Annotated in this window: 10 protein-coding genes; 3 read left to right on the forward strand and 7 right to left on the reverse strand. The window is 36.2% G+C overall.

Annotated features, from left to right (window positions below; all coding sequences use genetic code 11):
* Positions 1-97: 97 nt before the first annotated feature.
* Genes ABDZ84_RS16280 through ABDZ84_RS16290 form a run of 3 tightly spaced genes read right to left on the reverse strand, consistent with a single transcriptional unit; the run spans position 98 to position 1,895 of the window.
* Positions 98-586, reverse strand: coding sequence for a hypothetical protein (locus ABDZ84_RS16280; protein ID WP_121603736.1), 489 nt, complete (start codon positions 584-586; stop codon positions 98-100).
* A 45-nt stretch (positions 587-631) separates the two neighbouring features.
* Positions 632-1,414, reverse strand: a complete 783-nt coding sequence (locus ABDZ84_RS16285) for a hypothetical protein (protein ID WP_121603737.1) — start codon at positions 1,412-1,414, stop codon at positions 632-634.
* A 55-nt stretch (positions 1,415-1,469) separates the two neighbouring features.
* Positions 1,470-1,895, reverse strand: coding sequence for a hypothetical protein (locus ABDZ84_RS16290; RefSeq protein ID WP_026682274.1), 426 nt, complete (start codon positions 1,893-1,895; stop codon positions 1,470-1,472).
* A 548-nt stretch (positions 1,896-2,443) separates the two neighbouring features.
* Between ABDZ84_RS16290 and coaW the strand changes: the two genes are divergently transcribed.
* From coaW to ABDZ84_RS16305, 3 genes are all read left to right on the forward strand, one after another.
* A complete protein-coding gene (gene coaW / locus ABDZ84_RS16295; protein WP_051388392.1) occupies positions 2,444-3,241 on the forward strand; it encodes a type II pantothenate kinase in 798 nt (265 codons plus the stop codon).
* A gap of 402 nt (positions 3,242-3,643) precedes the next feature.
* Positions 3,644-4,081 (forward strand): MarR family winged helix-turn-helix transcriptional regulator, encoded by a 438-nt coding sequence (locus tag ABDZ84_RS16300; protein ID WP_371413979.1) that lies wholly within the window; start codon positions 3,644-3,646, stop codon positions 4,079-4,081.
* Positions 4,078-5,268, forward strand: coding sequence for an MFS transporter (locus tag ABDZ84_RS16305; protein ID WP_026682271.1), 1,191 nt, complete (start codon positions 4,078-4,080; stop codon positions 5,266-5,268). The genes ABDZ84_RS16300 and ABDZ84_RS16305 overlap by 4 nt, the downstream gene beginning before the upstream one ends.
* 176 nt (positions 5,269-5,444) lie before the next feature.
* Here ABDZ84_RS16305 and ABDZ84_RS16310 read toward each other — a convergent pair whose 3' ends face one another.
* The 4 genes from ABDZ84_RS16310 to ABDZ84_RS16325 form a co-directional block, all read right to left on the reverse strand.
* Entirely contained in the window at positions 5,445-6,824 is a 1,380-nt protein-coding gene (locus ABDZ84_RS16310; protein WP_343782262.1) for a YfcC family protein, read from the reverse strand.
* Between the two features lies 1 nt (position 6,825).
* A complete protein-coding gene (locus ABDZ84_RS16315; RefSeq protein ID WP_026682269.1) occupies positions 6,826-7,938 on the reverse strand; it encodes a mandelate racemase/muconate lactonizing enzyme family protein in 1,113 nt (370 codons plus the stop codon).
* Positions 7,939-8,048: 110 nt separating this feature from the next.
* The gene (locus ABDZ84_RS16320; protein ID WP_121603740.1) at positions 8,049-9,365 is read right to left on the reverse strand and encodes a hypothetical protein; all 1,317 of its coding nucleotides are present in this window, start codon (positions 9,363-9,365) and stop codon (positions 8,049-8,051) included.
* A 362-nt stretch (positions 9,366-9,727) separates the two neighbouring features.
* Positions 9,728-10,477 carry an alpha/beta hydrolase gene (locus tag ABDZ84_RS16325; RefSeq protein ID WP_026682267.1) on the reverse strand — a complete coding sequence of 250 codons (750 nt, stop codon included), beginning with the start codon at positions 10,475-10,477 and terminating at the stop codon, positions 9,728-9,730.
* Positions 10,478-10,998: the final 521 nt, after the last annotated feature.

The following is a 10,998-nucleotide window of genomic DNA, read 5'->3' on the forward strand; positions in this document are numbered from 1 at the left end:
GAATTTGAGTCGTCTTTTTTATAACAAATTTCAAGTTTCACTGAAAAATCATAAGATTTTCAGTGGCCTCTCGTTCAGCAGGATTTTTTTCCATTACTTATGGTTGCGTATTACTCTCTTCATTCGTTGCTGGAGTATCTTTTATATTCTCCATTTTAGCTTTTGCCTCTTGGACGATTTGATCAAGCTCTGAAAGTATGGCTTGATCCAATTCTTTCGTTTTGCTTTCTCTCATGGACTGGATAAGCTGATTTGAATATTGCTGCAAAGCCTTTGTTCGCTCTAAAATCTCATTCTCTACCTTTTCATCCAGTCTCTGTTCAGCTTTCGCAATTTCTACTTTTAATGCTTCTTCCAAACGCTTTGTTTGTTGTTGTTGCTCTGCTAAGATAGCAGCATCTATTTTTTCAATAGATTCATCCTTTTTCTGTTGAAACCAACTAGTAAGTAAACCATTAATGTCTTGATCAGCGAAAACAGCTGTAAAACTTCCTCCCATTAAGGTTACAGATATAATTACAATGATCACTATTCTTATTCGGCTTTGGCGCCTTTTTTGTTTTCGAGTTTGGATTCTGTTTAACAACTGCTTTCCCTCCTTAGCATCTATCTATTTCAACAGAATAGATAATTATTGATGAATACCAGATATAACTTCATCAAGAGCTGCTTTTGCTTCATCTTCAAGAGCCTGTGCTGTTTCCGTAATAATAACTTGTTGTTCTTCAACTAATCCTGCTAATAATTCCGTTACTAACTCACGAAGATCTTCAATAGCCCAATCGACTTGATTTTTTAAGTTCCTAATTGTAATTTCCTCATTTGAAGCCAATTCTGCTTCTAGTTGCTCTTGTGCATTTTGCACAGCTGCCTCTAGCTCAGCTACAGCTGTTTCTTTAGCCTCTGTTAAGTCTGTAGTTACTTGATTAACTGCTGATTGCCCAACTTCTCCAGTATATGCTGTTAAATCTTCCGTAGCATAATTTAAACCTTCTTCTTGTAAACGTTCAATTTCTAAATAACCATCAATTAAAACATTATAAAATTGCAATCCCATATCTTCTAGTATCTGCTGCGCTTCGCTATCAAGTGACTCGATATGCTCTAGCTTTGTCGCAACTATTTCCTCTAACGAAGCATTTGTTTCTTCTACTCTTGTTAAATCAATATCGAGAGAGGCATCACTTTTTAACTGCTCATACTCAGCCTCAAGCTCCGGTAATTTTCCCTCCCCATAAGCAGTTACCTCGTCTTCAATTCTCTCTACCGAATCATTAAACATAGCATTGTACCATTCACGTAATGCTGATCCTGCATCCGTATTAGCAAATACTATCCCCGCACCAGATAAAACACCAACACCAATAATACCAGCAGCTATCTTTCCTTTTAGTGTACGTAAACCTAGCTTCATTCTACATACTCCCCTTCTTTTCTTTTATATTTGATAGAAATCATATGATAGATCCCTAATCATATAACCAATCTTGTAAAGACGAAGTAACATCTTCCTTAATCTCAGTATGAATCTCCGATTTTTTTCTAACCTCATAGGCTTTCAATACGTCACCCTCTAGGTTCTCCTTTGATTCTTGTAAACGGACGTAATAAGATTGTAAATATTGATTAATCTCCTTTTTATTTTTGGAACTAACACGTTTTGATAGCTGTGTTAACCGATCTGCTTTGTTCTTAATCGTTTGTTCTTTTTCTTCAAGAAGAGATCGCTTTACACTTAAACTCTTCTCTTTCAACCACTGGTTGATTCCTTCAACCGTTTCAAAGTAATCTGTTAACCAATGTTCCTCTCCTCGATCAGCCGAAGCACTCATATGCCAAGTTGCACCCGTTGTAAAGAGAATGATACAAACGCCCCATAGTAATCGTTTTTTCACGACCAACTATCCTTTCGTATTATTACTTATCTATCATTAACATTTATTTACTCCCTCTTTGATACTATAGTAACAAATTGACCTTCTATTAAAATCTGAAAATTATACTATTTTTAAAATAGTATAATAGTTTTAAGCCTTGGATTAAAAACTAACTTCAAATCCAATTATAGGTATAAACACATACATAAATCAGAATTTTCTACAAAAATCGATATAAGCTGCAATGGATTAAAAATTTCTTGTTTAAATAAAGGACTTTTAGCTTATAAAGTGAAACTTCAATCAGTTAGGGATTTTGTTTATCCAGAATTGGTTTCACTTGCTTGAAGTGAGGGTCTTTTGCCAGTTATATGTAGGATAAACTTAATGGAAGAAGATATATTAAATCGAAATAAATACTTCTATTACGCATTTCTGAATCAATTACACCGTTACTTATAGTAAAATACGTTTTTATAAATGCAGTATAGTGAATCATATTAATGGCTACCTTACCTTCATATTAGTAAAATAATAACAATTATCTATTGAAAGGAAGTGAAGTATTGCCACTAAAAATAGGAATAGATGCAGGTGGTTCTTTAATTAAAATTGCTTATTACCATGAAGGATCGTTACACGTTAAATTATTCTCCAACCACATGAAGAAACAAGTAATTAATTGGCTTCCCTCTACAAATACCTCCATTTATTTAACCGGTGGTGGTAGTAGGGAATTACAAAACGATTTACCAACAAGCGCTATTGTCATTGATGAATTTACAGCTGTTTGCAAAGGTACAAATTATCTATTACAACAAGAAAAAGAGACTTTACTAGAAAAATATATCCTCGTAAGTATTGGTACTGGAACCTCTTATTTTTTAGTGAGCAGAAATAATTTCACTCGTCTATTCGGGAGTGGAATTGGTGGAGGTATCTTTATGGGACTTGGCTATCTATTAAGCGGTAAATCTGACTATAATGAGCTTGTTCAATTGAGTCAGATCGGCAATCATAAAAATAGTGATGTATTGGTAAACGATATTTATACATCCACGGAATCACCTCTTGAAAGGAATTTAACAGCTGCCAACTTTGGTAAAGTCCAGCAGGCAAATGAAGCCACTTCTGCTGATTATCTGGCTAGTCTTACACAATTAATTGGTGAAAGTACGATTCTGTTGGCGTCACAAGCAGCCATGGCCAATCAAACGGATAAAATCGTGTTTACTGGTAGTACCTTATCGTATAACAAACCGTTAAAAAAGGTATTATCCGAGTTTCAAGCCATGCTTCCATATGAACCCATATTTCTCGATAATGGCCCATATGTAGGAGCAATTGGTGCCTTTTTATCATGAATAAATAGGTTTGAATTTAGAATGAGGTATGTTCCAGTTACCCTATATAGATAACCCCTTGATCAGATTTTATATCTATTTAGTAAAGCTTGGAGATATGGATTCTAAAAACCCTTTATAGCGGAAGGAAAAAAATTGAGCCGTCGACTGCCACAAAACAGCAACATCTGCTGCTTTCGTGGTTAATGGTATGGACTCACAGATAGCTAAAGCGTTGACTGCAAGTGACGGCTCATAATCTGATATTTTATTCCATTATAGAGTTATCGAAACAGAGAAAAATGTTCAACAGTATGATTGGAAGAGTTAGGTAATCATTCATATCAAATTACTAAGCTTTACAAATACATACAAAAAGTATAGAATGATCAAGTATATTATTTACCTAGGTAAATATATGAGGTGATACAATTGAAAGAATTATTGAATCGAGATTTGCTCCATTTACTAAACCAACGATTTCGATTTTTCACAAAAGAGATGAACAATCGGCTTAGTGACCATGGGTTATTTGCATCCCAATGGTCCATTATTTTTTGTATTGATCGTTTTGGTCCTATGACACAGACAGAAATATGGAAATACTTAAATATCGAAGCACCTACTGTAACAAGGACATTATCTCGTTTGGAAAGAAGCGGCTGGATTACTCGGAAACAAGGCACAGATAAACGGGAGCGCGTTATCGAATTAACCGACTATGCTAGCAATAAGATACCTATTGTTAGAGAAACAATGGATCAATTTGATAACGATATGGTAGCAAGTCTAACGTACGATGAAAAAGTACAACTATATACATTATTAACTAAATTAGCAACAGGAGAGAACAACCTATGAGTCAAGAACCAAAAATATGGACAAAAAGTTTTATAAGTATTTCAATGACACAATTCCTCATTTTCTTATCCTTTTATACGTTAATGACAACTCTTCCTATCTATGTGATTGACAATTTAGGTGGTACAGAAGCAGAAGGTGGTTTAGTTGTAACCGCCATGTTATTGGCAGCGATTATCGTCCGCCTTTTTTCTGCGAAGCTATTAGACAAGACAGGGAAAAAAAGGGGACTATTAATAAGTGTAACGATCTTCGCAGTCACCTCGTTTTTATATCTAATTATTGATGCCTTCATGCCATTATTAGCATTGCGATTCATCCATGGGTTATCTTTTGGTATTATTACTACTGCTACAGGGGCGATTGCTGCCGACATTATTCCACCATCACGCCGCGGTGCTGGACTTGGATATTTTGCTATGGCAATGAACTTAGCCGTTGTCATCGGTCCATTTATAGGTTTAACCTTATTACAATATACGAGCTTTCAGAACTTATTTATAATTTTAGGAATACTAATGATCGTGGCTATTATGAATTCAGCGATGGTTAACGTTCCTAAAGAAAAAGTTGCTCCGAAAGCAATCAAGCAAAGGTTAACGATTCATGATTTTATAGAAATGAAAGCAATGCCAATTGCATTAATAAGTAGCTTAGTTGCGCTGGCTTACGCTAGTGTGATGTCCTTTATTTCCGTATACGCTAACGGCTTAGGACTTGCTTCTACAGCGAGTTATTTCTTCGTCGTCTTTGCAGCAGTCATGCTATTATCAAGACCATATCTCGGAAGATCATTTGATTCGAAAGGTCCTAAATTTGTGATACTCCCATGTTTATTTCTCTTTGCTATTGGACTTGTATCATTGAGCATCACTAATACACCTTGGATGCTACTACTATCTGCTGCGTTAATCGGTCTAGGTTATGGAACTTTATTACCAAGTTTTCAAACAATGGCAATTCAAGCTGCTCCAAATAACAGAAGCTCGCATGCTACATCTACTTTCTTTATATTATATGATTCAGGTATTGCTGCAGGGTCCTTTATTTGGGGAATTGTTGTAACAGCTATTGGATTCTCTAATCTGTATCTCATCTGTGCAGTAATTATCTTAGTAGCTATTGGTCTATTTCATATGTATCATTCTAAGGTAAATAAAACAAAAATGAAAAACGAGATAGCATAAAAGGCAACGTCAAAGTAATTCTAATTAAGGAATAAACGTACAACTAAATAATGGAGTACAACTAAACCACTCTGGAAAATATACATCGCTTTTACCTGGCGCCTACGTATATTTCCAGAGACATCATCCATTCTTACAATGGATTGTTTTTATTATGTCCCAATTCCTCTTGTTGATTAGCTTATTCCAATCATAACCGCAATCACTAATGCAACTGCAGCAATAGATAGCCAGATTAATATTAGCTTCCAAACAAACTTGACCCATCTTTCATACGGGATTCCCGCTACTGCTAAGTACCCCATTAACGCGGCAGAAGTAGGGATTATAGAATTACTTATCGCATCACCGTATTGATAGGCGAGTACAGCTACCTGCCTTTCAATACCCAATATATCTGATAGTGGAACCATCAAAGGCATAGTTGTTGCAGCCTGACCACTACCAGAAGGAATAAAGAAATTAAGAATAATTTGCACCACATACATTCCAAGGACATTCAGTGTATCTGGCAGATTAGAAATGGCGTTAGATAATGCATATATAATTGTGACTCCATTTTCCATCACTACAAGAATGGTTCTTGCAAAACCTACGATTAATGCACCAAATGCAACAACTTTCATCCCATCAACAAAGGAAGCAAAGGTTTTATTAATGCCCAATCCACCAATAATCCCAGAGAATAAACCAAAAATGATAAATGATGCAGCTAGTTCTGTTAAAAACCATCCCCAATTAAATACGCCATACATATTGATGAATACACCGACTCCAAGCGCGAGTAAAACTAAACCGTGGCGGAAGTTGAACATAGCTATTTTATTTTGCTCCGTTGCAGTATCGTATTGCTTTGTCTGTATATCAATGTCATACATTACAGATATCCGTTGATCAAGCTTAACCCTTCTCGCATAACGCATTACATACCAAATTGCAATGGATAATATAAATAAATATACAACGAACCGAAAGAGGAATCCTGAGAAAATTTGCACTTCTGCAATTCCTTGTGCTACTCCTACTGTAAACGGGTTCATCATACCACCGATAAATCCACTAGCAGCACCAAGCGTAATCATTGCTGTCCCCACAATTGTGTCATATCCAAGTGCACGCGCAATTGCTATCCCAATTGGAACAAATATGATACTTTCTTCAGACATTCCTGTGGTGAATCCTAAAATCGAAAATATAAGCATAATGACTGGAATAAGAAGCCTTTCCCTGCCTTCCATCCTATAAACTAATTTATTAATGCCCGAATCAATTGCTCCAGTAGCTCTGATACAGCCAAACGCTCCACCTACAAGAAAGATATAAAAGATAATTTGAGCACCTTTTTCCATTCCTTGTGGAATTGCGGTAAACACTTCAAAAAAGGTGATAGGGGTTTGCTCTACCCGTTGATAACTATCTTCTACTACAACTTCTCTCCCGCCTACTTCACCTCGTTCATATTGTCCAGCAGGAATGAGATACGTAGCAACTGCAGCCATAATAATAATTGAAAATATGATTGCATACGTGTGAGGAATCCTCCATTTCTTCTTCATATCAAATGATCACCTCTTCAAACGCTTTACTTAAATGAAATAGCGTGTCTTCTTTGATATGTATACCTAAACCAGGTCGATCTGTCATATTCACTTTAGGAAGTGAATAAGTTAAATCTCCAATATCTGTTGTGAACTTTGTCGGACCTGAAAGCTCAGTTGAAATAATATTTTCCTTTGCTAGAGCTACATGAAAGCCTGCAGAAGATGCGATACTTGATTCGACCATCGAACCTATTTGGCATTTTATTCCAAACAATGACGCCTGTGTAGCAAGCTGATAAGCCGGATAGATACCTCCACATTTCATTAGCTTAATATTGATATAATCCACTGAACGATGCTCTATCAAGGTTCTTAAGTCTTGCGGTGACACCATACTTTCGTCTGCCATTAAAGGCGTATTAGAGCTTTCTTTTAATGATCGAAATAAGGATACATCCATTGCCTTAATAGGCTGTTCTATCCACGTTACTCGAAATTCAGATAAGCGCTCAATCATCTGTTTAGCTACTTGAATACTACCCCATCCTTGATTAACATCGATACGAATTAATATATTAGGACCTACCGCCTCACGTACGGCTCGCACTCGCTCTATATCTGCTTCAAAATCAACACCTAATTTCATTTTAATTTCATGATATCCATCTCGTATTGCTTCCTTGGCTTGTTTAGCAAGTACATTCGGTTCTAGGATACTAAGCACCATAGGTATGGTCGGGTCCTCATGCTTTCTTCCACCTAATAGCGAATAGATTGGTAGATTACTATATTTCCCTAATAAGTCATAGCAGGCAATATCCAAGGCTGCCTTAGCAGCCCCATTTCCAACTAACTCGCCATCCATTGTGGTATGTAACTGTTGTATATTCCTAGGATCTTTACCTAATATAGCTGGAATTAGTTGATACTTTAGAGCTGCCAATACACTGTGCACGGACTCCCCTGTTACATGTTCGTCTGGCAAGCTTTCACCATATCCAACCAGACCATTGTCTGTATACACTTTTACAATAATTGCTGGCATGACATCGTATCTTGCATACGAAATAATAAAAGGTTCTTTTAATGGTAACTCTATTTTATGAATATCTACTTTTGTAATTTTCATCGTTTATCCTCCAAGCTTATAACGTCGTTAATATGTCGTTAAATATAAAAATAAAGGAATTTTTATTACTTGTCAAATTTTCCGAAAATTTATAACGGATTAGTTTTCAACTAAACCCGTTTCCTTATCTCTATTTCTAGCTCCTCGGAAACCTTGTAAACATTGCGCGGTCTACCCTTTTTAAGCCCTTGCTCTTGTCCAATGATTTCTACTAACCCAGCTTCATACAAGCGTTTAACAAATCGTTCTGAAGTGCGAATGGACACTTGTGAAAATATTGCTAATTCACGAACTGAAAAGAATCCAAACTGATGTACCTTCAAAAAAGTAAAGAATCGTTGCATTGTCCTTAAATTTGTATTCGTTTTATTAATAACATGATGTAACCACTGATCTGTTGTTCTAATCTTTTCACGGCGAGTTTCTCCAAAAACCGGGCCGATAAGTTCTTTGTTATCAGTGACTACATAACCATTGCTCCCCATACCATTAATAGCAGTTTGTAATGCTAACAATGCATTTTCTTCCGCTTCAAAAAGCTGCTTTCCATAACCAACACCAAAAGCAAAGCTTTGTTCCAAGTCTGACTCAAGCTGCGTTATCCACTCAAGATTAGACCTAGTTAATAGAAAATCCTCAATGGTTCCTCTTGTCGTATAACAAATAAGCTTATCTTTTCTCTTTATCGAATATTCGATACCTGGTAAAGGTTTAATGGTATTCATTATGATTTCAAATTGCTTTAAAGTAAGAGGTGTCTTATCTTTAAGTGAAATATATAATATAGATAGCATCCCGTCTTGTAATTGAGAAAATAGTACTCGTTTACTTGCTTCATATAGTATCTCCTCTATGTTTCTTTCCGTATCAACCATATAAATGACAGGTACATTCCTTTTTTTCAGTAAATCATAAACATAATGAATACTTGTAATTGCCATCTTTGTTTGCTTTTCTATGTACAATGTTTCATGAAACGCTGTTATCTCTTGAATTGATAGCTTTTTTTCTTGTGAATCATTATATATCCACTGATAATCATACACATGTAGTGGATTTAATTGAAATGTTATATCGTTTTGAATATCCAACAAAATGGATCGGTCAGGTAAATCAATCGATAATTCGGAAATACGTGCATTAAAATTAATCAGACACGTTAAGATAGAAGCAGCTATCATGTATTCATGAAAAGGTGTTATGATAAATGGTTTATTTTCACAGTTACGATCACGGTAATAAAAAGATACAATTCCAGAAAAACATATAATGTCTGTCTCCTTTGCAGCTTGACGGTGTAATTTACTTATCTCCGAAGGCTTGCCATATAGATAAGTTCTTACTTGAATAGTTGGATGTTGTCTCGCTATCGTTTTAACTGTTTTTACGGAGTGTTCAGATCCAATATATCCTATGGTTATCGCCATGTTTCAAGCTCCTCTCTAACAATATTGTAAATGATTAGGAAATATAAACCAATATTTGCTTTTCAGGATTATACGGAGAATACCCACATTATCTTAATTACAGAACAAAAGCGCAAGTGCCCGATTAGAAACGTAACAAAAGAAGCGAGACAGCGGAGATAAAGGAATCACGGTGTGCTTGCAAGCCGATGATGACTTAGATTAGGGCGTTTCGAAGTCGCCTCGTTTATGGTCGCTAGAGCTGGACGGTGGTTCAACATCCTCCTCTTTATCCACTTGGGCTAATTTTATAATTTCCTTGACTACAAAGAAGGAATCACCATGACAGAACTGTTGGTGATTCCTTGTATACCGTGTACCTATTAGGTTTGTTGGATAAACTCAACACATTTTTCAGCAATTAATTCTTTATCAAAATCCAATGTCGCAACATGATAACTATTCTCCAATAAAATGATAGAACGTTCCTTTGATGATATAGATCGATAGATTTCTTGTGAGTTTTCTGGTGGAACCACATGATCCACAGTCGAAGAAAAGATTAAGGTAGGTATCTCAATAGCCGGGAGCTGGTCTCTTACTTTTTCAGCTAATTTTTTGAGTTCGCCCATCGATTTTACTGGTGTTTGTTCATATGCTAACTCTTTAACGTTCTCTTTTTTAATATCAGAGCCTATCCCATCAACAAATCGCTTGTCAGTTTGCGATAATTTGTCATAATACTTATTCATATCTGGCATATGAGTAGCCGCATTTATTGGGATAATTCCTTTTATTTCTGGATGGTTTTCTGCGAGATATAGTGTCAATGTTCCTCCCATTGAAAGTCCAGTTACATAGACTTCGGTGCAGGTAGATTGTAATTTTTCTAGTCCTGCTTCTACCGTTTGAACCCAATCGTGATACGTCGTTTTTTCCATATCTTCTGGAGTTGTACCATGACCAATTAAACGAGGACCAAAAACTGTAAATCCTGCCTCAGCTAGTTTTTCACCTAGAAATCGCATGCTTTGAGTAGAACCAGTAAACCCATGAATTACCAATACTCCTGTCTGATTACCAGCGAAATAAAATTCTTCAGCACCTCTTAAAACGTCATTATTTTCTAACATCTTATGACCTCCTTTAATAAACAGTGGGGATTTTATATATCCCTCACTAATTGTTAGTACCACATGGGTATGACCTAAATGCCTTTGAACCAATCGGACATTTACTGGCAGTTGATCTCCCTCTTATCCATACTGGCTTCACTTTATGTGATAATTGTTTGATTATCTGTGGGAGCAAGCACTTATGAAATTGAATGACTATAGTAAATTATACCATATTAGAAGCTAGAAACTTATTCTATGTTTCTAGCTACTATGATTTTTGAACAAAAGCGCAAGTGCCCGATTAGAAACGTAACAAAAGAAGCGAGACAACGGAGATAAAGGAATCACGGTGTGCTTGCAAGCCGATGATGACTTAGATTAGGGAGATTCGTGAAGTCCTCGTTTCAGGGCGCTGGAGCTGGACGCGGCTCAACACACCCATATTTATCCACATAGGCAAATTTTATTAAGAAAAACCGGGCAAAAACCAGCCCGGTCCTTTCCTGTTTGCCATAGCTAGAGCACATCCGATAGTT

The sequence above is a fragment of the Virgibacillus salarius genome, from assembly GCF_039521925.1.
GTDB lineage: Bacteria > Bacillota > Bacilli > Bacillales > Amphibacillaceae > Virgibacillus > Virgibacillus salarius.

Excerpts from the sequence above, each read along its gene's own strand:
- ABDZ84_RS16285 (WP_121603737.1), bottom strand. The coding sequence starts at position 1,414 with ATGAAGCTAGGTTTACGTACACTAAAAGGAAAGATAGCTGCTGGTATT.
- ABDZ84_RS16305 (WP_026682271.1), top strand. The coding sequence starts at position 4,078 with ATGAGTCAAGAACCAAAAATATGGACAAAAAGTTTTATAAGTATTTCA.
- ABDZ84_RS16310 (WP_343782262.1), bottom strand. The coding sequence starts at position 6,824 with ATGAAGAAGAAATGGAGGATTCCTCACACGTATGCAATCATATTTTCA.
- ABDZ84_RS16315 (WP_026682269.1), bottom strand. The coding sequence starts at position 7,938 with ATGAAAATTACAAAAGTAGATATTCATAAAATAGAGTTACCATTAAAA.
- ABDZ84_RS16320 (WP_121603740.1), bottom strand. The coding sequence starts at position 9,365 with ATGGCGATAACCATAGGATATATTGGATCTGAACACTCCGTAAAAACA.
- ABDZ84_RS16325 (WP_026682267.1), bottom strand. The coding sequence starts at position 10,477 with ATGTTAGAAAATAATGACGTTTTAAGAGGTGCTGAAGAATTTTATTTC.